The sequence below is a fragment of the Curtobacterium sp. MCSS17_015 genome, from assembly GCF_003234265.2.
Lineage (GTDB): Bacteria > Actinomycetota > Actinomycetes > Actinomycetales > Microbacteriaceae > Curtobacterium.
Genome location: NZ_CP126256.1, coordinates 1,206,746 through 1,227,587 on the forward strand (window position 1 = coordinate 1,206,746; position 20,842 = coordinate 1,227,587).

Here is a 20,842-nt window from a genome sequence, read left to right on the forward strand (position 1 = left end):
CTGAGCTGAACGGAATGCATCAGGAAGAGTTGCTTCCGCTACCGAAAGAGCGCCCGTCACACTGTCCCCATGACCGACGTCCAGCCGCGCACCGACGCCGCCACCTCGCCCGCATCCGACGACCTCGCCGACGAGTCCGTCGCCCTCGTCCGGCAGTGGCTCGCCGAGGCCGAGACGTACCCGGTCGACGGCTCCGCGAAGCAGCTCGCCGGCGTGCTGGCCGACCCCAAGGGCCTCGCGTTCGCGGTCGGGTTCGTCGACGGTGTCGTCCGTCCTGAGGACCTCGGCGTCGCCGCACGCAAACTTCGCACCATCGCGCCGGACGCCCCCGGTTTCCTGCCGGCCGCGCTCCGCGGCCTGGTGCGCCTCGGCGGCGGACTGGCACCGAGCCTCCCGGGTGTCGTCGTCCCCGTCGCCCGACGGGTCCTCCGGAACATGGTCGGCCACCTCATCGTCGACGCCACCGACGCCAAGCTCGGTCCGGCGATCGCGAAGATCAAGCAGGACGGCATCCGCCTCAACGTGAACCTGCTCGGTGAAGCCGTGCTCGGCGAGCGCGAAGCCGCCAGGCGCCTCGCTGGCACGCACGCGCTGCTGAGCCGCGGTGACGTCGACTACGTCTCGATCAAGGTCTCGTCGACCGTGCACCCGCACTCGCCGTGGGCGTTCGACCACGCCGTCGAGGACATCGTCGGGCAGCTCCGGCCGCTGTTCGAGCGTGCGGCAGCGGCGACGCCGAAGAAGTTCATCAACCTCGACATGGAGGAGTACAAGGACCTCGACCTCACCATCGCGGTCTTCACGAAGCTCCTCGACGAGCCGCAGTTCACCGACCTCGAAGCGGGGATCGTGCTGCAGGCGTACCTGCCTGACGCGCTCGCCGCGATGGAGCACCTGCAGGAGTGGTCCGCCGCCCGCCGTGCCCGCGGAGGCGCTGACATCAAGGTCCGCCTGGTCAAGGGCGCGAACCTGCCGATGGAGCAGGTCGAGGCCTCCGTGCACGGGTGGCCACTCGCGACCTGGCACACGAAGCAGGACTCCGACACGAACTACAAGCGCGTACTCGACTGGGCACTGACGCCCGAGCGGATCGCGAACGTGCGGGTCGGGGTCGCCGGGCACAACCTGTTCGACGTCGCACACGCCTGGCTCCTGGCCGGGCAGCGCGGGGTCCGGAACGGCATCGAGTTCGAGATGCTCCTCGGCATGGCGCAGGGACAGGCGGCCGCGGTGAAGAAGACCGTCGGCTCGCTGCTCCTCTACACGCCGGTCGTGCACCCGGGGGAGTTCGACGTCGCCATCGCCTACCTGATCCGTCGCCTCGAGGAGGGTGCGTCGCAGGACAACTTCATGTCCGCGGTGTTCTCCCTCGCCTCGTCCCCGACGCTGTTCGCCCGCGAAGAGGCACGTTTCCGCGACTCCCTCGCGCCGCTCGCGTTGCCCGGCGGACTCGACGCTCCCGCGTCGCACCGCGTCGCCGACCGCTACGCGGCCGTCGAGCGTCCGGTCCCCGGCCACTTCGAGAACACCCCGGACAGCGATCCGTCCGTCGGCGCCGTCCGCGAGTGGGGCGCCGCCATCACCGAGCGGATCGCCACCTCCACGCTCGGCGTCTCCGCCGTCCGGGAGGCCCGCATCACCTCCGCCACGACCCTCGAGTCCGCCCTGCAGCGCGTCCGCGCTGCCGGCACGACCTGGGGTTCGTGGTCGGGCGCGGCTCGCGGCGCCGTCCTGCACGCCGTCGGTGACGCCCTCGAGGCGAACCGTGCCGCTCTCATCGAGGTCATGGCGTCGGAGACCGGCAAGACCATCGACCAGGCCGATCCGGAGGTGTCCGAGGCGATCGACTTCGCGCACTTCTACGGCGAACTGGCCGCGTCGCTCGACGCCGTCGACGGTGCGTCGTTCACCCCCGCTGCGCTGACGCTCGTCACACCGCCGTGGAACTTCCCCGTCGCGATCCCGGCCGGGTCGACGCTGGCCGCCCTCGCCGCCGGGTCCGCCGTCGTGCTGAAGCCCGCGCCGCCGGCCGCCCGCAGCGGCGCCGTGCTGGCGTCGGTGATCGAGACCGCCCTCGACGCGCACGGTGCTCCGGCCGACGTCCTGGCGTTCCTCGACGTCGAGGAGTCGGAGCTCGGCAAGGACCTCATCGCGTCACCGCTCGTCGACCGCGTGATCCTGACCGGCGCGTACGAGACGGCCGAGCTGTTCCGGTCCTTCCGTCCGGACCTGCCCCTGCTCGCCGAGACCTCCGGCAAGAACGCCGTCATCGTCACCCCGTCGGCGGACCTCGACCTGGCCGTGAAGGACGTCGTCGCCTCGGCCTTCGGACACGCGGGGCAGAAGTGCTCGGCCGCGTCGCTCGTCGTCATGGTGGGCTCGGTCGCGAAGTCCAAGCGCTTCCGGAACCAGCTGCTCGACGCGGTGTCCTCGCTGACCGTCGGCTACCCGACCGACCCGACGACGCAGATGGGGCCGATCATCGAACCGGCGTCGGGCAAGCTGCTCGACGGCCTCACGACGCTCGGCGCGGGGGAGTCCTGGGCGATCGAGCCGAAGCAGCTCGACGAGACCGGGAAGCTCTGGAGCCCCGGTGTCCGGCAGGGAGTCCGGCGCGGCTCGGAGTACCACCGCACGGAGTACTTCGGGCCGATCCTCGGTGTGATGGTCGCGGAGACCCTCGACGAGGCGATCGACATCGTCAACGAGGTCGACTACGGCCTGACCTCCGGCCTGCACTCGCTCGACCCGGGCGAGATCGGGACGTGGCTCCGACGCATCCAAGCGGGCAACCTCTACGTGAACCGCAGCATCACCGGCGCGATCGTCCGCCGTCAGCCCTTCGGCGGGTGGAAGAAGTCGGCGGTCGGTGCGGGCACCAAGGCCGGCGGCGTGAACTACCTGGTCGGCCTCGGCTCGTGGGCGCCCTCCGTCGCCACTGCGGGCTCGACGCCCTCGTCCGACGTGTCGGCCTTCGTCCGGGCGACCGGTGTGGCGTCCGAGTCGGTCGACCGTGCGATCGCGTCCGACGAGCTCGCGTGGACGTCCGAGTTCGGGACCGCGGCTGACGTGTCCGCACTCTCGGCCGAGCGCAACGTCTTCCGGTACCTGCCGTTCCCGAGCGTGCACGTGCGCCTGGGTGCCGAGGGCACGACCGAGGACCTCGTGCGGGTCGTCGCCGCGGCGCTCCGTGCGGGCACCGCCGTCGAGGTCTCCACTGCCGTCGCGCTCCCGGACGCGGTGGCCACCGCGCTCCGAGCCCTCCCGGTCGTCGAGTCCGTGCGGCAGACCGAGTCGGACGAGACGTTCGCCGCTCGGATCGCTGCCGGCCCGTCCACGCGCGTCCGAGTCATCGCCGGGGACGCTGCCGCGCTCGCCGTCGGGACGGACGGGCGGCCCGACGTCGCCGTCTACGCGGAGCCCGTGACCGAGGCCGGCCGCATCGAGATGCTGCCGTTCCTCCGGGAGCAGGCGGTGTCCATCACGGCGCACCGCTTCGGGACGCCGAACCACCTGTCGGACGACCTCATCTGACGGCTGCTGCCGGCTCGACACCGCAGAACGCCACACAGCACCGCGCATCGTCGTGGTGCTGTGTCCGTTCCGCGGTGCGTGCCGTGGGAAGGGCCCGGCGGAGGCAGGGAGCAGCCGGTCGACGCTCTCCGGGTCCGCCCTCGGCGAGGCGTCGGTAGAACGGGTGCATGTGTGAGTCGGTGCAGTGCCTGGTGTGTGGGAAGGCGACGTGGACCGGGTGCGGAGAGCACGTCCGCGAGGTCCTCCGTGGCGTCCGCCGTCGTGACCGCTGTCCGGGCCACGGGGTGCCGCGTTCGGTCGACGGGGACGGGTTCCACTGAGCTGCTGGCTCACCACTGGCCGTCACCGTGCAGGGCGCAGGATGTACTCGAACGTCGTGCGTGCCCGCTCGGAGTCGGGGATGTCACCCGAGATCAGGTCCGCGTAGGTGAACGACTCCGAGACGCGGACGAGCAGTCGACCGAGTTCCTCGGGGGAGAGCGGCGACGGGTCGAATGCCCCCGACTCCTGCTCGGTGGCGACCAGGGTCGAGACCACGGCGACGAACCGGCGCTGCACGTCGCTGTCGGTCGTCGTCAGGAGTCGCAGTGCCCGGGCCGGCTCGCGGGTCAGGAACGCGCGGAAGTACGGCGCCCGGATGAGGTCCGCGGTGAAGTGGTCGAGGACGTCGACGATCCGTGCCGCTCCCGACGGTGCAGCTGCTCGGCCGGCGGCGTCGAGCGTCGGGACGGCCAGCGACCAGAGGATCTCGGACAGGAGCTGGTCGCGGTTGCCGACCCAGCGGAACAACGAGGTCCGGTCGACCCCGAGCGACGACGCGAGCGCTCCCATGTCGACGCGGGCGCCGTCGATGAAGCTGTGGCGGGCGGCGCGGAAGGCACGTCGGGCGTCGGGATGGGCCTCCAGGCGGGTGGCGAGCGCGCTCGGGACGAGCGCCGACCCGAGGGCACCGAGTGGCTGTCTGCTCACGGTTGCCCCCAAGTCGTCGTCAGCGTCTTGCAACGTTTCTGAGAATGATGCATCGTTGGATCCATGTCAACGACGGCTGCGCGGACGCCCCTGCTGGAATCCGACTTCTACCGGTTCCAGGAGCAGCTGACCGACCAGGAGCGCGACTCGCTCGGTAGGCTCCGCGAGTACCTCGAGCGCGACGTCGCGCCGATCGCGGACGAGTACTGGGCCCGCGCCGAGTTCCCGAAGCAGGTCATCGCACCGCTCGCCGAGCTCGGCATGTACGGGCCCGGCGTGCCGCTCGTGCGTCAGTTCGAGAACTCCGCGGTGTACCGCGGCTGGGCGGCGCTCGAACTCGGTCGGGTCGACGCCGGCGTCGCGACCTTCATCGGCGTGCAGTCCGGCCTGGCGATGAACTCGGTCGCGGTCGCGGGCAGCGACGAGCAGCAGCGCGAGTGGCTGCCGCGCATGGCGTCCGGCGAACTCGTCGGGGCGTTCGGGCTCACTGAGCCGCTCTCCGGCAGCGACTCCGCCCGCGGCCTCCGCACCACCGCCCGGCGCGAGGGTGACACCTGGGTGCTCAACGGCTCGAAGCGCTGGATCGGCAACGCCACCTTCGCCGACGTCGTCGTCATCTGGGCGAAGGACGAAGCCGACGGCCAGGTCAAGGGCTTCCTCGTGACCTCCGACACCGCGGGGTTCACCGCGACGAAGATCGAGGACAAGATCGCGCTCCGGTCCGTGCAGAACGCCGACATCACGCTCCAGGACGTCCGCGTGCCGGAGTCGCGTCGTCTGCAGCGCGCCGACTCGTTCCGGTCCACGGCTGCGGTGCTCCGCCTGACCCGCACCGAGGTCGCGTGGCAGGCCGTCGGCATCTCGGTCGGTGCCTACGAGGCCGCCCTGCGGTATGCCCGGGAGCGGGAGCAGTTCGGCAAGCCGATCGCGTCGCACCAGCTCATCCAGGACCTGCTCGTGAAGTCCCTCATGAACATCACCGCGTCGATCGCCCTGTGCACCCAGGCGTCCGCGCTGCAGGACCAGGGCCTCGGCGGCGACGAGCACTCGGCGATGGCAAAGGCGTTCGCCACGGCGAAGATGCGCGAGACCGTCGGCTGGTGCCGCGAGGTCCAGGGCGGCAACGGCATCGTCCTCGACAAGGGCGTCGCCCGGTTCTTCGCCGACGCCGAAGCGATCTACTCGTACGAGGGGACGCGGGAGGTCAACACGCTCATCGTCGGGCGCGCCGTCACCGGTCAGGCGGCGTTCGTCTGAGCTGATCCCCGCCGGGTCGGCTCAGCGCCAGAACGCGACGATCCGGTCAGCGACCCGCTCCGCCTGCGCACGCCCGGCCTCCGCGGCGGGTCGCTGCGTGGACAGCGCCAGCGAGTTCGTGCCGAAGGCCCGCTGCGACGCCTCGTCGGCGACGAGGACCTCCACCTGCGAGCCGCCGTCGCGCAGCGTCGCCACGGCCCGGTCGAGCCACGGCCCGAGCGGGGACGGTCCCTCGGGGCTGCAGGCGATCACTAGCACGCGCTCGTACCCGGCCGCCACGTCCGCGTTGGTCGCCGACCTGGCTCCGCCGTCGACGTACGGGTGCCCGTCGATGCGCACCGGTGACCACACCATCGGTACCGAGCAGCTCGCGGCGACGGCCCGCTCGAGCGGGACGCCGTCCTCGGCGCGGAGGACGCGGAAGGAGCCGTCGACGGCGTCGACCGCGGTCACCGCGTACGGGCGGTCCGGCCACTCGGCCGTGGGCAGCGTCTCGCGGAAGGTGGCCACGCGCTCGTCGTCGCTCTGTCCGCCGGTGACCTCCTGCGCGGCGGCGCCGATGCGTGCCCGGGCGTCCTGCTCCGAGGTGGCACCCTGCAGTGCGGCGGCGAACCGCTGCTCGACCGCGGTGACGTCGACGGGTGCGGGCTCCTCGTAGGTGGTCGGGAGCGGGCTCAGTTGCTGCTCGTAGGCCCCGCGGACCCCTCCGGCGCGGAGGAAGGCCCCGACGACGCTGCCGGCGCTCGTGCCGACCACGAGGTCCGCGGCCCCGAGGTCGGCCCCCGCGTCCTCGAGGGCGGAGAGGACGCCGAGCTCCCAGGCGATGCCGGCGACACCACCCCCTCCGAGGACGACTGCTCTGGTTCCGGGCGTGGGAGGGGGCGTTGCGACGTCGGTCATGCCTCCTGCATACCAAGCCCACCGATGAGCGGGCACCGTGTCGGTCCTGCCGGCCCCGTCACGCGACGGACGGGAGGCGCGGACCAACACCGCCACGCGCCTCCCGACCGTTCCGGTCGTCGGTGTTCGGTCGTCGGTGGTCGGCCGTACCGTGCTCGTGTGGGACAGGGGAACGGACGGCGAGGGCGCGCCGGCGACGTGGCGCTGCCGATCGTCGCGGCGGCGCTGCCGACGGCGGTCTTCCAACTGCCGAACCTGGTCGGCGTGCCGGTCGGCCGCGCCTGGCTCGTCGTCTCGGGCCTCGTGGTGTTCGTCGCCGTCGTCCTCTGGCAGGTCCTCCGGGCCCGACACGCTGCACGGGCCCGTGCCTCCGCCGAGGAGACCGGTGCGGCTGCGCTCGCCGCGTACGAGGTCGCCGTGCAGTACGGCTTCGGGCAGATCGCCACGCGGTTGGCGCGGTTCGCCGGGCACGACCCGGTCGTCCGACGGACCGAGCTGAGCGCGTTCGCGGACCGGGCGGCCGCGGCCCTGGCCTTCTACCTGCTGCCGCACGTCCCCGACGTCCGGGCGAACGTGTACCTGCTCGCACCGGCGCTGGACGCCCTCGAACCGATCGGGCACGGTGGCGCCGGCGACACCGCCGGGACCTTCCGTGCGGGCACCCCGTACGGCGACCGGAACCTGGAATGGGTGCTGCAGGGCGGTCCGCCGCGGGTCGTCGGTGACCGTGAGTCCGACGTCGACGCCGAGGACGACGATCCCGAGTTCGAGCCGCGCTGGCGCTCCTACGTCGCGGTCGTGGTGCGGTCGGAGGACTACTCGTTCGGCATGCTCACCGTCGACAGTCCGGCGCCGGACGCGTTCGTCGACCTCGACGTGCGGAACGTCGCCGTCATCGCGGAGTTCGTCGCGACCGCCTGTGTGCTCGCCTTCCCACCGGTGCTGGACCCGGTGTCGGCGGCTGGCACGGAACCCGTCCGGTGAGCAGCGTCCTCGTGTCGGGGCCGAGACGTAGCATGACGCCATGACGAGCATCAGTCCGTCGGGCGCTGCCGGGTTCGGCCGCGCTCGGGTGACGCCGCCGCGATCCGTCGGCGGCGACGACCGGGACTACGACGACCCGCGCGTCGTCGCAGCCAACCTGCAACGTGCCGTCGCTGCCGCACGGACGCGGCTCGCTCGTGCGACGGGCGGGCGCGCGACCGGTGGGCACCGGCCGCGCTGACCCGTCCTACTCCACCGACTGCACGTCGATGAGCACCTTGCCGACCGCGTCGCCCTGCACCGCGTCGTGGGCCGCCGCGGTCTCCTCGAGCGGGAAGCGGATCAGTGCGAGCCCGGCGTCCTCGCCCACTGCCAGCACCCCGTCCCGCAGCGCAGCCGTGATGTCCTCGGCCGCCGCTGCGAGGGCGGCGTCGCCGATCGTGTACAGCAGCAGGAACTGGTAGCGCGCGTTGATGCCCATGTTCGGCCGGACCGGGATCGAGGCCGCGTCGCCGCCGTTGTCCGCGTACATCGAGACGACACCGTGGTTCGCCAGGACCGCGGCGTCGAGGTCGGCGTTCGCGGGGATCGAGACCTCGACGACGATGTCCACGCCGTCCGGGGCGATCGACCGGATGCGGTCGGACGCGCCGTCCTCGCGGTAGTTCACGGTGTGGTGCGCGCCGGCAGCGGTGGCGAGGGCTGCCTTGTCGTCCGAGCTGACCGTCGCGATGACGGTCGCGCCGGCCCAGCGGGCGAGCTGGATCGCGGCGTGTCCGACGGCCCCCGCGCCGCCGGCGACGAGCACGGTCTTGCCGGACAGGGAGCCGGGGGACAGGCGGGTGGGGCCGTCCTCGTGCACGGTGAGGGCACGGTGTGCGGTCATCGCCGGGACGCCCAGGCTGGCACCGACGTCGAACGAGACGCCCTCGGGCAGCGGGACGACGCGGGCGGCGGGCACGGCGGTGAACTCCTGCGCGGTGCCGGTCGGGCGGGACGCGGCGGCCATGAACAGCCAGACGCGGTCGCCGACGGACAGACCCTCGACGCCGTCGCCGACTGCATCGACCACGCCGGCGCCGTCCTGGTTCGGCGTGATCTCCGGGAACGGCAGACCGTCGCCGTACGTGCCGCCCTGCCGGGCCTTCCAGTCAGTGGGGTTCACCCCGGAGACGACGACGCGGACGCGGACCTCACCGGCGCCGGGCTCGGGGACAGGACGGTCGGCGAGGGAGAGGACGGCGGACGTTCCGGGCTGGGAGTAGACGATGGATCGCATGCCTCCACGCAACCACCCGCGGTCGGCGACGATTCCAGACCGGGTGCGGTCAGGAGCGGGAGTCGTACCCCGTGCGTGCCTCGGCGACCCCGTCCATGTGGTCGATCGCCCACTGTTCGAGCGGCACGAGCACCGCGCGCAGGGACCTGCCGACGTCGGTGAGCTCGTACTCGACGTGCGGCGGGATCTCGGGGAAGACCGTCCGGGTGACGAAGCCGTCACGCTCGAGGGCCCGGAGCGTCTGCGTGAGCATCTTCTGCGACACACCCTGCACCCGCGTCGCGATCGCGGAGTACCGTCGCGGTCCGTCGGCGAGGGCACCGATCGTCAGGACGCTCCAGCGGTCCCCGATCCGGTCGAGGAGCTGCCGCGAGGGGCAGTCCGCCGCGTAGGGGCTGTACTCGAGCGCACTCATCCGGACCTCCGTCACGCACCGCGAGGTGCCTACTCACCGAAAGAGAGTAACACCCGTACAGTGAGTGACACGGCGCGCGATCGCGTCGGCACCACCACCACGAAGGAGCTCGTATGTCCACCATCGTCGTCTTCGGGGGTACCGGCTACGCCGGCTCCGCCATTGTCCGTGAAGCCCTCTCCCGCGGCCACGAGGTCATCGCCGTCGCGCGTGACACCTCCAAGCTCGACGCGGCCGAGCACCTCACCCTCGCCCAGGGCGACGCGTTCGACGCCGGCTTCGTCTCGGACGTCACGAAGGACGCCGACGTCGTCATCGTCGCCCTGCACGCGGTCCAGTCGGACGGTACCGAGTTGAAGGACCGGTTCCAGCACTTCGTCGACGCCGCGGCCGCTGCCGGTGCGCGCCTCGGCATCGTCGGCGGTGCCGGCTCGCTCCTCGTCGCCGAGGGCGGCCCGGCCCTCTACGACACGGCCGAGTTCCCCGACGCGTTCAAGGGCGAGGCGAAGAGCCACGGTCAGGTCCTCGAGTCCCTCCGCGCCGGTGGCACCGACGTCGACTGGTTCTACGTCAGCCCCGCCGCCGCCTTCGGCAGCTACAACCCGGGCGAGCGTCGCGGCACGTACCGCACCTCGGACGACGTCCTCCTCACCGACGCCGACGGCAACTCGGACATCTCGGGCGCCGACTATGCGATCGCGGTCGTCGACGAGATCGAGGAGCCGAAGCACCACCAGGCGCGGTTCGGCGTCGCCTACTGAGCGCAGGCACTCGCGTCACCACGGGACGGACGGGAGGCCCGTGACCGGCTGGTCACGGGCCTCCCGTCCGTCACGGCCGCCCCGCCGCTGGCGCGTCGGTCCGGTACCGGCGGCGTGGGGGGGGGGCGCACCGTCCGCGGTCAGCGGTCGCCGACGATGGCCGGCAGCGGCAGGTGGTGGCGCATCCGCACTTCGAGGTGCAGGCCGCCTCGCCGGGCCAGGACGAGGGCGATCACCGCGGCCGCCGCGGCCGGCACGCCACCGGCGACCACCATCCCGACGTGCGCGCCGAAGTGGTCGACGACCTGGCCCATCACCGGACCACCGACGGCCTGGCCGCCGAGCAGTACGAGGACGTACAACGACATGACCCGCCCGCGGATCGCGACGTTCGACGACAGCTGGACGAGCGAGTTCGACGCCGTCATGAAGAGCAGCTGCGACAGGCCGACCACGACGAGCAGGACGGTGAACGGCGCGATGGTCGGCGCCGACCCGGCGACCACGAGCAACAGCCCGGTCCAGAACACCCCGCCGACGATGGTGCGCAGGCGCACCACCGCGCGACGGGTGGAGAGGACCGCGCCGGTCAGCGCGCCCACCGCGACGGCGGAGTTGAACAGGCCGTAGCCGCCGGCACCGACTCCGTACACGTCGGACGCGAAGGCGGACAGCAGCACCGGCATCGTCAGCGCGAAGACGGAGAAGAACGCGAGCAGGACGACGGGCACGATGATCGTCGGCTTGGCCGCGGCGTACCGCAGCCCCTCGACGAGCTGCCCCTTCGCCCGGGCGGCCGGCGGTGTGCGGTGGAGTTCGGAGACGCGGAGGAACCCGAGCGTCACGACCACCGCGACACAGGCGACGGCGTTGATGCCGAACGACCACCCGGCCCCGACGGCGACGAGCAGGATCCCGGACAGCGCCGGACCGATCATCCCGCCGAGCTGGAACACCGACGAGTTGACGCTGATCGCGTTGCGGAGGTGCTGGTGCCCGACGATCTCGGTGACGAACACCTGCCGCGCCGGGTTGTCGATCACGGTGACCATGCCGACCAGGAACGCGATCACCCAGATGTGCCACGCCTCCACCACCCCGGCCAGGGTGAGGACGGCGAGGAGCAGGGAGAGGACCGCGAAGGCGCCCTGCGTGATCATCATCAGCGCGCGCTTCGAGTACCGGTCGACGAAGACCCCGCCGAGGAGCCCGAACAGCAGCATCGGGGCGAACTGGCACGCGACCGTGATGCCGACCTGCGCGACCGAGCTGGTGAGCTGCAGCACGAGCCAGTCCTGGGCGATCCGCTGCATCCACCCGGCGGTCATCGCCACCAGGTTGGTGGCGGTGAAGAGCCGGAAGTTCGGCACCGACAGCGCGATGAAGGAGCGTCGCCACGGAGGGCGGGTCGTGCTGATCGGGAGCGGCTCGGTGGGCGGGTGGACGGTCGTCGGGGACGGACGCACGGTGTGGGGGACTCCGGCTGTCGAGGGCGGGAACGGTACCCGATCGAAACTAACCGTTCCGAACCCATTCGATCCTCCTATGATCGGCATCACTCCATTGCGATGTCGAATGAAGGGCCCGCTGTGCTCGATCCCGTCCTGCTCCGGACCTTCCTCGCCGTCGCCGAGACGAGCAGCTTCACGCAGGCCGGTGTCCGTCTCGGCATCAGCCAACCGACGGTCTCGCAACACGTGCGCCGGCTCGAGTCCGCGGTCGCCCGGACCCTCGTCGCCCGGGACACCCGCGGCGTGCGCCTGACCGACAACGGCGACGCGATGGCGGGGTTCGCCAGGACGATCCTGGCGGCGCACGCGACCGCGGACGCCTACTTCTCCGGGGTGGCCGCTCGCGGGCGTCTCCGGTTCGGCGCGGCCGACGACCTCGCGATCACGCAGCTGCCGCGCATCCTCCGCGACTTCCGGAAGCTGCACCCGCAGGTGGACCTCGAGCTGACGGTGAACCAGTCCGCACCGCTGCTCCGACGGGTGCACGCGGGGCAGCTCGACCTCGTCTTCATCAAGCGGACGGCGGGGGAGTCCGCCGAGGGCACCCGGGTCGCGTCGGACCAGATGGTGTGGATGGCCCAGGACGGCATCGCGCTCGAGGTCGATGACCCGGTGCCGTTGATCGCGTACCAGGCGCCGAGCATCAGCCGACAGATGGCCATCGACGCCCTCGAGGCCGGGGGCCGCACCTGGCGGATCACCTGCAACACCCGCGACGTCAACGGGGTGCTCGCCGCGGTCCGTGCCGGCATCGGCGTCGCTGCCGGACCTGCCGGCGGTCGACTACGTCCTCATCGCGAACCCGACCGTGCAGCGCGAGCCGATCGAGGCGCTGACGAACGCGATCCTGTCGCGCGGCGTCGTCCGTGCCGTGTGAGGGGGTGAGCCCGGAGTGGACTCAGGGCACGATCGTCGGCGTGGTTCCCGTGCCGGTCAGGTCCGGTAGCGGCGCACCGAGCGCGGATGCGGCCGCCCAGAGCAGCACGAGCGCGCCGACCGCGCCGAGCACGGTGCCGAGGAGCGCGACCGGCCTCTGCCAGGTCGACGCCGGATTCCGCATCGCCATCGAGGACACCACGACCGCGATCACGCCGAGCAGGACACCGACGGCGTGCACGGTCGCGGTGGCGGTGAACCACCAGGCGGCCAGGCCGAGCGTGCCGAGACCGGCCAGGGCGCCGAGCACGGCACCCGGCGTCGACCCGAGCGGACGTCCCGCGCGCGCGGCGGAGCGAGCCGTGCTGGCTGGTCGGCCTGTGGTGGCTTCCGACACGGGCGCCGCCGTCGGGGCGTGTTCCGGCGTCGTCGTCCCGGCGAGGGGAACCGCGGTGGAGCGCGTCTTGGCGGGCGGGGCCGTCGGTCGCCGAGGCAGGAAGGGACGTCGGCTGCTCGTGGCGCGGCCACGGGCAGCGTTCCGGTGCTCGCGGGCAGGGGTCGGGAGGTGCGTCGCCGCACCGTCGGACGCCACGGTCTCCGTCGCGATGTCCTGGGTCGGCGTGACGGCCGGGAGGGCGCGCGTGACCGCGGGGACGACCGGCGCGGTGACGGGCTGCGCCTCGGCCGCCGGACCGGGGAACCGGGCTGCGGTGCTCTGTGCCGGGCTGGCGAGCACGGCGTCGAACGTCGGCGGTGCGGTGACCGCGGGCGGGACGACACGTGCCTGCTGTCGGGCGAAGCGGGCCGGAGTGCGGTACCCGATGGGTCCGACGGGCTCGGGCTCGACACCCTCGACGACGACGTGTTCGAGTCCGGGCACCGAGAACCGCGGCTGACCGGGCGCGGGCACCACGGGGAGCACGGGTGCCGGCGGCATGGCCGGGGCCGGTGCGCTGCCGGCTGCCCGAGTGCCGACGGTGGTCGCTCCCGCCGCAGTGCCCTGGTCGCTGCCGACGGTGGGCAGCGGTGACCCGGCGGGGAGTGAGCCGCTCGGGAGCAGCCCGTGCGGAGCGGTCGGCAGCGAGGTGGGCGTGGCGGGCTGGACCTCGTGGGTGCCCGGCGCGCGGGCGGTCGAGCGCGTGTGGGCAGCGTGGGCACCACCGAGGACGGGTGCGACCGGCAGGGCCATCCCGCTGCCGGCAGCGACGTCCTGTCGATCGCCCGAGGCGACCCGGGCAGCCCCGTGTCGCCCGGCGGCGCGCGTGCTGTCGGCGTTCCCGGCCTCCCCCCGGTCACCGGCGACCTGCACACCGGAGCCATCGGCCGGGCCGGGACCCGCGACGACCGCGCGAGCACTGGCGAGCGCCGAGAAGGGGACCGTGTCGACGTTGGGCGACGTCGGAGCCGGCGGCAGCAGTTCCGGTGTCGGCGGGAAGTCGGGGACGACCGCGTCCGGGTCGAGGACCGGCGGGGCGGCAGTGGGGCGTGCCTCCAGGACCGGCGCCGCCTCGGCACCGGGCCGGGTGCGGTCGGTGACCGGATCGGCACCGGCGCGGTCGGCGACGACGACCGCGGGGACGACGCTGCTCGGGGCAGGTGCACCGGCGTCCTCCGGGGGCGCGGTCACCCAGGCGGGCACCGCGCGACGGGGTCGCTCGGACTCGGGCATGCGATGAGACGCCACGGCCGCTGTTCCTCTCCCTGGATCGATCCAGTGTCAGTTCTACCGGGAGGGACCAGCGGCCGAACGCCCCAGTCAGAGGGGGTGGAACGGTCGGTGCAGGACCGTCACATGTCGCGGTACCGCTTCGCGGCGGCGAGGGCGTCACGCAGCTCGTCCGCGGTCATGCGCACGCCGTAGCCCGGGGTGTCGCGCTGGATGCGCCACCCCTCGGCGAGCGGACCGGCGTCGACGGTGTCGAACCCGAACTCGTCGATGAGGTCCGCGACCGTGCGCTTGGCGCCCTCGTCGTCACCGGCCACGACGAGGGCGCGGCGGCCCTCGGTGCCGCGGGCGGCGCCGTCCGTGGTGAGGTCGGCGGCGACGATGTGGTTGAAGGCCTTGACGACGTGCGCGCCGACCAGGCGCTCCTGCAGCATCTCGGCCGTGGTGGTCGTCTCGTCGTCGAGGGCCGCGATGTGCCCGTCGCGCTGCGGGTAGTAGTTGTCCGTGTCGATGACGACCTTGCCGACGAGCGGCTCGACCGGGATCGTCTCGACGGCACCGAGCGGCACCGTCACGACGACGATCTCACCCTGCGCGGCCGCGTCCTCGCGGGTGCCGGCGGTGGCGTGCTCGCCGAGCTCCGCCACGAGGTCCGTCAGCGTCTCCGGTCCCCGTGAGTTCGCGATCACGACCTGGTGGCCGTGCTGCACCGCGAGGCGTGCGAGCTGGGATCCGATGTTGCCTGCTCCGATGATTCCGATGGTGGTCATGAGGGGTGCAACACGCTCGCGCACCGGTCATTCCACGCGCACCGCCACGCCTTCGGGACCGACGCATGACCGGCCGTGCGTGCGCGGTGCAGGATGGCGCCATGACACACGAGTTCCGGAACGAGGCCGAGCGCGACCGCTACGCGATGTACGTCGACGGGGCGCTCGTGAGCGTCCTCGACTACCGCGTGAACGGTGACGCGATCGCCTTCCCGCACACGTACACGGTCCCGGCGCACCGCGGGCACGGGTACGCCGGTGAGCTCGTGGAGCACGCCGTCACGGACGTCGAGACGACGTCCACGAAGCGCATCGTCCCGATGTGCTGGTTCGTCAGCCAGTGGTTCGACGAGCACCCCGACAAGGTCGACCTGCTCAGCCGCGGCGTCGCGGACTGAGGCCGAGACCGGCAGGGACCGCCGCACGGAGGTCCGGGCTCGTCCCGTCACACCGGTCCCCGTTCCGGGGGACCGTCGTTATCGTGGGGTCGACACCGTCGGCGGAGGGGCCCTCGCGACACCGACGCGGGGGACCGCCGACGCAGCACCGCGCTCCGTACCGGGGCGACCCGCCACCGGCCGACGGCCGGACGACAGACTGGAACACCATGGCCGACCCGAGGGGCCCGGGGATCCGCGAAGCGGACATCGGACGGGCGTACACCGAGCTCTCCCGCATCACCCGACGCGCGAGTGTCCGGGCCCGCGGGACCGCGGACGTGCTGAGTGTCGTCGACCAGTCCCTGGTCGACTTCGTGGTGCAGCACCCGGGGTGCATGGCCATCGACATCGCCCGGTACCTGCGTCTGAACCGGTCGACCATCTCGCGCCAGTTGTCCGGGCTCCTCGCCGCCGGGCTCGTCCGCACCGTCGACGGCGGCACCGGCAACGCCAAGCCGCTCGAGGCGACCGATGCCGGCCGCCAGGCCCTCGACCGATCCGTCCAGCTCCACCGCGACGCCCTGGTGGAGCGGTTGGCCGACTGGTCCGACGACGACGTCGCGCTGCTCGCCGGGATGCTCGAGCGGCTCGGTGCCGCGGACGAGGCCGAGCTGCCGATGCCGGCCAGATCGACCGAGCCGTGACCACCTCGCTCGTCCTGCTGTCCGACACGCACCTGCCGAAGCGGGCGAAGGACCTGCCACCGGAACTCTGGGCGGACATCGACGCCGCCGACCTCGTCGTGCACGCGGGGGACTGGGTGGACCTGGCGACGGTCGACCTCCTGGCGGCCCGGTCCCGTGACCTCCTCGCGGTGCGGGGGAACAACGACGTCGGGTTCGAGGACCGGCTGCCGCTCGTCGCCTCCCGCCGCGTCGAGGGGCTGCGGTTCGCGGTCGTGCACGAGACCGGCGCGGCGACGGGACGCGAACGACGAGCGGTCGTCGACCACCCGGACGTCGACGTGCTCGTGTTCGGGCACTCGCACATCCCGTGGGACTCGACAGCAGCGAACGGCATGCGCCTGCTCAACCCAGGGTCGCCCACCGACCGTCGTCGTCAACCGGACCACACGTGGATGCGCTGCTCGGTGGACGGCACCGACGTGCAGGTCACCCTCGTGCGGCGCGGGCCCGGTGCGGACGGGGTCCGCACCGCCCGCTCACACCCGGCCTGACCCCGCACCCGCGGTCGGACCCGGAAGGGGCGCACCGGCCGGGAGGCCCGCCCCGCCTCCGTCGGGCAGGGGACCGGTGAACTGCTCGGGCATGCGGAAGAACGCGAGCTCCTGCGCGACCGACTCCCGGAAGGCGCGGGCCATCCGCCCGCGCAGTTCCGGGTCCGCTCGTGCCGCGAGCTCCTCGACGAGGTCGGTCGCCCGCGCACTCGACGTCGCGAATGCCGGATCCCCGTACGCCGTGATCCAGTCCGCGAACGGATGCCCGACCGGCGCCGTGCCGAGCCGTTCCCCGACCCACGCGTACACCCGGAAGCAGGGCAGCACGGCGGCGGCGAGCACCGAGACGTCACCCGTCCGAGCGGCCTCGTCGGCGGCCGACGACAGGTGAGCGAGGTAGCCGGCGCAGACCGGGTGCACCGGGTCGTCGGCGTGCGAGCCGGCCAACCGGCGGTGGTGCAGGTCGCGGGCCTCGTCCGCGCAGCCCTCGCTCGCCGAGGTCCAGAACGCCGCGGCGTCACCCGTCGACCCCGCTGCGACCGCCCGGAGGTGCTGCTCGTACGCGCGGAGGTAGTGCACGTCCTGCGCGAGGTACCCGGCGAAGACCTCGGCGTCGAGCGTGCCGTCGGCGAGGCCCCGGAGGAACGTGCACGCGAGGGTGTCGTCGAGCACCGCCGTGGCATCGGTCCACCACACGTCGGTCACCCGCGGCGTCGGCAGTGCAGCACGCACGACGGCGTTGTGGTCGACGGGTCCGTGACCCTGTCCGACCGCGAGCGCGTCCGCCCCGAGGAGTGCCGCGGTGAGCCACGTCTTGGCGGTGCCGACGGCGAGCTCCCAGTCCCCGTGCCGGGCCACGGTCGTCGCGATCGCACTCGAGAGCGAGCAGCCCGTCCCGTGCGTGTTCTCCGTCGCCACCCGTGGCCCGGTGAACACCCGCACGGAGCCGTCCGGCGTGACCAGGGCGTCGTCCGACGTGGGACCGCCGTCGTGTCCGCCCTTCGCGAGGACCCGGACGTCGAAGTGCCGGGCGACCGCCAGGGCCGCGTCGAGGGGGTCGGTGGCGTCGGACCCGGCGAGGTCGGCGAGGACCCGCAGTTCGTCGCGGTTCGGGGTGACGAGGTCAGCGAGGGCGAAGAGGTCCACCATCGCCGCCTCGGCGTCACGGTCGAGCAGGCGGTCCCCGCTCGTCGCCACCATCACGGGGTCGACGACCAGCCACCGCGGCCGGTGCCGTCGCAACCCGTCGACGACGACCCGGACGACCTCGGCGGTGCCGAGCATGCCGGTCTTCACCGCGTCGACCGTGACGTCGTCCCACACCGCGTCGAGCTGCTCGCCCAGGAACGCCGAGTCGGGGACGTGCACGGACCGCACGCCGCGGGTGTTCTGCGCGACCAGGGCCGTGACCACCGCCATGCCGTACCCGTCGTGCGCGGCGATCGACTTGAGGTCCGCCTGGATGCCCGCCCCACCGGTCGGGTCCGTGCCGGCGATGCTGAGCACCCGCGGCACCCGCGGCATCGGCGACGGACCCGCCGTGGTGACCGTCCCCGCGGTCATCGCCCCGCTCCGTCCCACGCAGCGACGAACGCCGCAGCAGCAGCCGCCGGGTCCGGCGCCGCGCAGATCCCCGACACGACCGCCACCCCCGCGGCCCCGGCGTCCCGCAGCGGTCCGACGTCAGCCAACCCGACACCGCCGATGCCGACGCACGGGACGGTCGTCGTCACCGCGATCCGAGCGAACCCGTCCACGCCGAGCGCCGGCGGGTGGTCCGCTTTCGTGCTCGTCGGGTGCACGACCCCGACACCGAGCAGGTCCACCGTCCCGGTCGGCAGGGCCGCGACCGCCACCAGGTGCTCGGTCGTGTTCGCCGTCAACCCCACGTGGCCGTCCGGACCGAGCAGTGCCCTGGCGGCGCTCGCCGGGACGTCCGACTGGCCGAGGTGCACCCCGGCCACCCGGTGACCCGCGTGCCGGGCCGCCAACGCCACGTCGAGCCGGTCGTCCACGACGACGAGGGCACGGTCGCCCACCGCGTCGGCAACCGCGGCCGTCAGCGCGAGGAGGTCCCGCGCCGACGCCGTCTTGTCCCGCACCTGCACGATCCGCACCCCCGCTCCCACGGCAGCCCGCACGACACCGACGACCCCGTGCCCGTGCCGCTCGGCCATGGCGGTGTCGGTGACCAGGTAGACGCCCAGGCCGGCGCTCCCGGAGGTCGCAGCAGCGGTGTCGGGCGTGCTCACGACGTCGGTCCGCTCGTCGCGGCAGCGGCCGTGGTGGCCGGACCGTGGGCGGTGATCCGGGCCTCCCGGACCACGTCCTCCGGCGTCAGTGACGCGAGCCGGTCGAGGAACAGCGGCTGGAAGGTGCCGGGGCCGCCGGCGTCCCGCGCGGCGAGCTCCGCGGCGATCGTGTGCACCGCCGTCGCGGCGACCGCCGCGTCGAGCGGGCGGCCGGGGGCCACCGCGGCGAAGGCGGCGACCACCGCACCCAGCGCGCACCCACCACCCGTGATCCGGGTGAGGAGCTCGGTCCCGTTCGCGACGCGGACCAGCCCGTCCGGAGCCACCAGGAGGTCCACCGCGCCGGACACCGCCACCGCCTGGACGGTGCCGGCGTCCACGGCGGCGGTCGCGGCGTCGCGGGCGTCCTCCGTGCCCACCGTGCTGTCGACGCCCCGACCACCCGCCGAGGCCCCGAGGACCGCGAGCACCTCCGACGCGTTCCCGCGCAGCACCGTCGGCCGCAGCGCGAGCAGGTCACGTGCCAGGGCCGTCCGCACCGGCAACGACCCGACCGCCACCGGGTCGAGGACCCACGGCGTCCCGGCGACGACGGCTGCGGCAGCGGCCTCGAGCGACGCGGCCGACGGCTCGGCGTGCGGCGTGCCGGTGTTGACGAGCAGACCGTCGGCGACGCCGGCGAACGGCCCCGCCTCGGTCGGCACGTCGACCATCGCGGCCGACGCCCCCAGCGCGAGCAACACGTTCGCGGTGACGTTCTGCACCACCGTGTTCGTGATGCACTGCACCAGCGGCGCCCGGGTACGGACGGCCTCCAGCAGGTCGGCGGTGCGGTGTGCCCAGTCGGTCGTGGGCGCAGCGTGCTCCATGGACGATCCCTTCGCGAGTACGAGCTCGAGCAGGTTCGACGGGTGTGATCTCAGCCGCTCGGATGCGGCACCCCGTGTCTCGGACGACACCGTACACGCTCCCGCGCCCACGTCCAGGGGCACGTGCACGACCGGTGTGGGAGGCTGGGGCCGTGGACGACGAACGACGGACCGCGACCCCGGCGGGACCGCCACCCGGACCCCCGACCGGGCCGCGCGACCCCGGTGACGCCTGGGCGATCGGACCCGACGGCACCAAGGCCTGGGGTCGCTTCGGTGCGGCCGGCCTGCTCGTCGACGACGGCGACGGCCGCGTGCTCCTGCAGCACCGCGTCGAGTGGAGCCACCACGGCGGCACCTGGGGCATCCCCGGCGGCGCCCGCCACCAGCACGAGGACCCGGTCACCGCCGCCCTCCGCGAGTCCGCCGAGGAAGCCGGCGTCCCGGAGGACGGCATCGACCTCCGCCACACCGCCGTGCTCGACCTCGGGTTCTGGACCTACACGACCGTCGTGGGGCGGGCCTCCCGGCCGTTCCAGCCGGTCGTGGCCGACCGCGAGAGCCTCGCGCTCGCGTGGGTCCCCGTCGCAGAGGTCCAGGACCTGCCGCTCCACCCCGGCTTCGGCGCCTCGTGGCCGGCGTTGCGCGCCACCCTCGACCGGACACCTCACGTCGTCGTCGACGCGGCGAACGTCGTCGGGAGTGTCCCGGACGGCTGGTGGGCGGACCGTGCCGGCGCCGCCTCCCGACTCGTCGCCCGGGTGTCGGCGCTCGCCGCGTCCGGGGTCGACGGCGGAGCCCTCGACCTGCCGCCGGCCAGGTGGTGGCCGCGGTGGACCGTGGTGCTCGAGGGGGAGGCCCGCGGTGCATCCCCGACCGACGTCGACGGCCGCCCGGGTCTGCCCACGGTCGTCATCCACCGCGCGCCCGCGGCGGGGGACGACGCGATCGTCACCGCGGCCGAGGCCGCCGTCGTCGCCGGGGACGGGCCGGTCGTCGTCGTGACCGCGGACCGGGGGCTCCGCGAGCGGGTGACGGCCGTCGGTGCCGACGTGCGCGGGCCCTCGTGGCTGCGGGAGCTCCTGCCCGCCTGAGGACCACGCGCGCGAGTCGTCGCACCAGAGCGCGTCCTCCGGATGGTGTCCGCACCAGCCGGACACCGCCAGGGGTGCAGCCACTACA

At 73.2% G+C, this 20,842-nt stretch carries 21 protein-coding genes and 1 riboswitch; of the genes, 11 read left to right on the plus strand and 10 right to left on the minus strand.

What is annotated here, in order from left to right:
- The first annotated feature begins 69 nt into the window (after positions 1–69).
- Both DEJ18_RS05680 and DEJ18_RS15980 read left to right on the plus strand, forming a co-directional pair.
- Positions 70–3,534, plus strand: coding sequence for a proline dehydrogenase family protein (locus DEJ18_RS05680; protein ID WP_111210359.1), 3,465 nt, complete (start codon positions 70–72; stop codon positions 3,532–3,534).
- 167 nt (positions 3,535–3,701) lie between these two features.
- Positions 3,702–3,854: a DUF8730 family Cys-rich protein gene (locus DEJ18_RS15980; protein ID WP_502866256.1), complete on the plus strand. Its 153-nt coding sequence runs from the start codon at positions 3,702–3,704 to the stop codon at positions 3,852–3,854.
- A gap of 22 nt (positions 3,855–3,876) precedes the next feature.
- Here the strand turns inward: DEJ18_RS15980 and DEJ18_RS05685 are convergent, their stop codons facing one another.
- Positions 3,877–4,503, minus strand: coding sequence for a QsdR family transcriptional regulator (locus DEJ18_RS05685; RefSeq protein ID WP_181434174.1), 627 nt, complete (start codon positions 4,501–4,503; stop codon positions 3,877–3,879).
- A gap of 63 nt (positions 4,504–4,566) precedes the next feature.
- Between DEJ18_RS05685 and DEJ18_RS05690 the strand changes: the two genes are divergently transcribed.
- On the plus strand, positions 4,567–5,760 hold the full coding sequence (locus DEJ18_RS05690; protein ID WP_111210358.1) for an acyl-CoA dehydrogenase family protein: 1,194 nt from the start codon (positions 4,567–4,569) through the stop codon (positions 5,758–5,760).
- A 21-nt stretch (positions 5,761–5,781) separates the two neighbouring features.
- On the opposite strand, the gene DEJ18_RS05695 is transcribed toward DEJ18_RS05690, so the two are convergent.
- Positions 5,782–6,660 (minus strand): patatin-like phospholipase family protein, encoded by an 879-nt coding sequence (locus DEJ18_RS05695; protein ID WP_111210357.1) that lies wholly within the window; start codon positions 6,658–6,660, stop codon positions 5,782–5,784.
- A 159-nt stretch (positions 6,661–6,819) separates the two neighbouring features.
- Between DEJ18_RS05695 and DEJ18_RS05700 the strand changes: the two genes are divergently transcribed.
- Together DEJ18_RS05700 and DEJ18_RS05705 are read left to right on the plus strand one after the other, a co-directional pair.
- Complete coding sequence (locus tag DEJ18_RS05700; protein WP_146241542.1) at positions 6,820–7,644, plus strand: GAF domain-containing protein; 825 nt, start codon at positions 6,820–6,822, stop codon at positions 7,642–7,644.
- 40 nt (positions 7,645–7,684) lie between these two features.
- Positions 7,685–7,885 (plus strand): hypothetical protein, encoded by a 201-nt coding sequence (locus DEJ18_RS05705; RefSeq protein ID WP_111210355.1) that lies wholly within the window; start codon positions 7,685–7,687, stop codon positions 7,883–7,885.
- Positions 7,886–7,891: 6 nt separating this feature from the next.
- On the opposite strand, the gene DEJ18_RS05710 is transcribed toward DEJ18_RS05705, so the two are convergent.
- Both DEJ18_RS05710 and DEJ18_RS05715 read right to left on the minus strand, forming a co-directional pair.
- On the minus strand, positions 7,892–8,923 hold the full coding sequence (locus tag DEJ18_RS05710) for an NADPH:quinone reductase (protein WP_111210354.1): 1,032 nt from the start codon (positions 8,921–8,923) through the stop codon (positions 7,892–7,894).
- 49 nt (positions 8,924–8,972) lie between these two features.
- Positions 8,973–9,338 (minus strand): winged helix-turn-helix transcriptional regulator, encoded by a 366-nt coding sequence (locus DEJ18_RS05715; RefSeq protein ID WP_111080380.1) that lies wholly within the window; start codon positions 9,336–9,338, stop codon positions 8,973–8,975.
- A 113-nt stretch (positions 9,339–9,451) separates the two neighbouring features.
- Between DEJ18_RS05715 and DEJ18_RS05720 the strand changes: the two genes are divergently transcribed.
- Positions 9,452–10,099: an NAD(P)-dependent oxidoreductase gene (locus tag DEJ18_RS05720; protein ID WP_111080379.1), complete on the plus strand. Its 648-nt coding sequence runs from the start codon at positions 9,452–9,454 to the stop codon at positions 10,097–10,099.
- 140 nt (positions 10,100–10,239) lie between these two features.
- Here DEJ18_RS05720 and DEJ18_RS05725 read toward each other — a convergent pair whose 3' ends face one another.
- Positions 10,240–11,565 carry an MFS transporter gene (locus tag DEJ18_RS05725; protein WP_258376910.1) on the minus strand — a complete coding sequence of 442 codons (1,326 nt, stop codon included), beginning with the start codon at positions 11,563–11,565 and terminating at the stop codon, positions 10,240–10,242.
- Between the two features lie 123 nt (positions 11,566–11,688).
- On the opposite strand from DEJ18_RS05725, the gene DEJ18_RS05730 reads away from it, so the two are divergent.
- Positions 11,689–12,495, plus strand: a complete 807-nt coding sequence (locus DEJ18_RS05730) for a LysR substrate-binding domain-containing protein (RefSeq protein WP_502866258.1) — start codon at positions 11,689–11,691, stop codon at positions 12,493–12,495.
- A 13-nt stretch (positions 12,496–12,508) separates the two neighbouring features.
- On the opposite strand, the gene DEJ18_RS05735 is transcribed toward DEJ18_RS05730, so the two are convergent.
- Positions 12,509–14,170 (minus strand): hypothetical protein, encoded by a 1,662-nt coding sequence (locus DEJ18_RS05735; protein WP_146241541.1) that lies wholly within the window; start codon positions 14,168–14,170, stop codon positions 12,509–12,511.
- A 104-nt stretch (positions 14,171–14,274) separates the two neighbouring features.
- On the minus strand, positions 14,275–14,922 hold the full coding sequence (locus tag DEJ18_RS05740; RefSeq protein ID WP_111210351.1) for an NADPH-dependent F420 reductase: 648 nt from the start codon (positions 14,920–14,922) through the stop codon (positions 14,275–14,277).
- Positions 14,923–15,023: 101 nt separating this feature from the next.
- Here DEJ18_RS05740 and DEJ18_RS05745 point away from each other — a divergent pair, with 101 nt between their 5' ends.
- From DEJ18_RS05745 to DEJ18_RS05755, 3 genes are all read left to right on the plus strand, one after another.
- Positions 15,024–15,320, plus strand: coding sequence for a GNAT family N-acetyltransferase (locus DEJ18_RS05745; RefSeq protein ID WP_111210350.1), 297 nt, complete (start codon positions 15,024–15,026; stop codon positions 15,318–15,320).
- A gap of 209 nt (positions 15,321–15,529) precedes the next feature.
- Entirely contained in the window at positions 15,530–16,006 is a 477-nt protein-coding gene (locus tag DEJ18_RS05750) for a MarR family winged helix-turn-helix transcriptional regulator (RefSeq protein WP_111080374.1), read from the plus strand.
- Complete coding sequence (locus tag DEJ18_RS05755) at positions 16,003–16,539, plus strand: metallophosphoesterase family protein (protein WP_111210349.1); 537 nt, start codon at positions 16,003–16,005, stop codon at positions 16,537–16,539. Before DEJ18_RS05750 ends, DEJ18_RS05755 begins: the two co-directional genes overlap by 4 nt.
- On the opposite strand, the gene thiD is transcribed toward DEJ18_RS05755, so the two are convergent.
- The 3 genes from thiD to thiM form a co-directional block, all read right to left on the minus strand.
- Positions 16,525–18,102 carry a bifunctional hydroxymethylpyrimidine kinase/phosphomethylpyrimidine kinase gene (gene thiD, locus DEJ18_RS05760; RefSeq protein ID WP_258376909.1) on the minus strand — a complete coding sequence of 526 codons (1,578 nt, stop codon included), beginning with the start codon at positions 18,100–18,102 and terminating at the stop codon, positions 16,525–16,527. The genes DEJ18_RS05755 and thiD overlap by 15 nt on opposite strands.
- Entirely contained in the window at positions 18,099–18,791 is a 693-nt protein-coding gene (gene thiE / locus DEJ18_RS05765; RefSeq protein WP_258376908.1) for a thiamine phosphate synthase, read from the minus strand. The genes thiD and thiE overlap by 4 nt, the downstream gene beginning before the upstream one ends.
- Positions 18,788–19,660, minus strand: a complete 873-nt coding sequence (gene thiM / locus DEJ18_RS05770; protein WP_111210348.1) for a hydroxyethylthiazole kinase — start codon at positions 19,658–19,660, stop codon at positions 18,788–18,790. The genes thiE and thiM overlap by 4 nt, the downstream gene beginning before the upstream one ends.
- Positions 19,649–19,745, minus strand: a riboswitch (TPP riboswitch). (Overlaps the previous gene by 12 nt.)
- A gap of 67 nt (positions 19,746–19,812) precedes the next feature.
- Here thiM and DEJ18_RS05775 point away from each other — a divergent pair.
- Entirely contained in the window at positions 19,813–20,754 is a 942-nt protein-coding gene (locus DEJ18_RS05775) for an NUDIX domain-containing protein (RefSeq protein ID WP_111210347.1), read from the plus strand.
- Positions 20,755–20,842 lie beyond the last annotated feature (88 nt).

Bases quoted from the DNA above. Each gene is read 5' to 3' on its own strand.
- DEJ18_RS05680 (WP_111210359.1), top strand. From the start codon at position 70: ATGACCGACGTCCAGCCGCGCACCGACGCCGCCACCTCGCCCGCATCC.
- DEJ18_RS15980 (WP_502866256.1), top strand. From the start codon at position 3,702: ATGTGTGAGTCGGTGCAGTGCCTGGTGTGTGGGAAGGCGACGTGGACC.
- DEJ18_RS05690 (WP_111210358.1), top strand. From the start codon at position 4,567: ATGTCAACGACGGCTGCGCGGACGCCCCTGCTGGAATCCGACTTCTAC.
- DEJ18_RS05695 (WP_111210357.1), bottom strand. From the start codon at position 6,660: ATGACCGACGTCGCAACGCCCCCTCCCACGCCCGGAACCAGAGCAGTC.
- DEJ18_RS05705 (WP_111210355.1), top strand. From the start codon at position 7,685: ATGACGAGCATCAGTCCGTCGGGCGCTGCCGGGTTCGGCCGCGCTCGG.
- DEJ18_RS05710 (WP_111210354.1), bottom strand. From the start codon at position 8,923: ATGCGATCCATCGTCTACTCCCAGCCCGGAACGTCCGCCGTCCTCTCC.
- DEJ18_RS05715 (WP_111080380.1), bottom strand. From the start codon at position 9,338: ATGAGTGCGCTCGAGTACAGCCCCTACGCGGCGGACTGCCCCTCGCGG.
- DEJ18_RS05720 (WP_111080379.1), top strand. From the start codon at position 9,452: ATGTCCACCATCGTCGTCTTCGGGGGTACCGGCTACGCCGGCTCCGCC.
- DEJ18_RS05740 (WP_111210351.1), bottom strand. From the start codon at position 14,922: ATGACCACCATCGGAATCATCGGAGCAGGCAACATCGGATCCCAGCTC.
- DEJ18_RS05745 (WP_111210350.1), top strand. From the start codon at position 15,024: ATGACACACGAGTTCCGGAACGAGGCCGAGCGCGACCGCTACGCGATG.
- DEJ18_RS05750 (WP_111080374.1), top strand. From the start codon at position 15,530: ATGGCCGACCCGAGGGGCCCGGGGATCCGCGAAGCGGACATCGGACGG.
- thiD (WP_258376909.1), bottom strand. From the start codon at position 18,102: ATGACCGCGGGGACGGTCACCACGGCGGGTCCGTCGCCGATGCCGCGG.
- thiM (WP_111210348.1), bottom strand. From the start codon at position 19,660: ATGGAGCACGCTGCGCCCACGACCGACTGGGCACACCGCACCGCCGAC.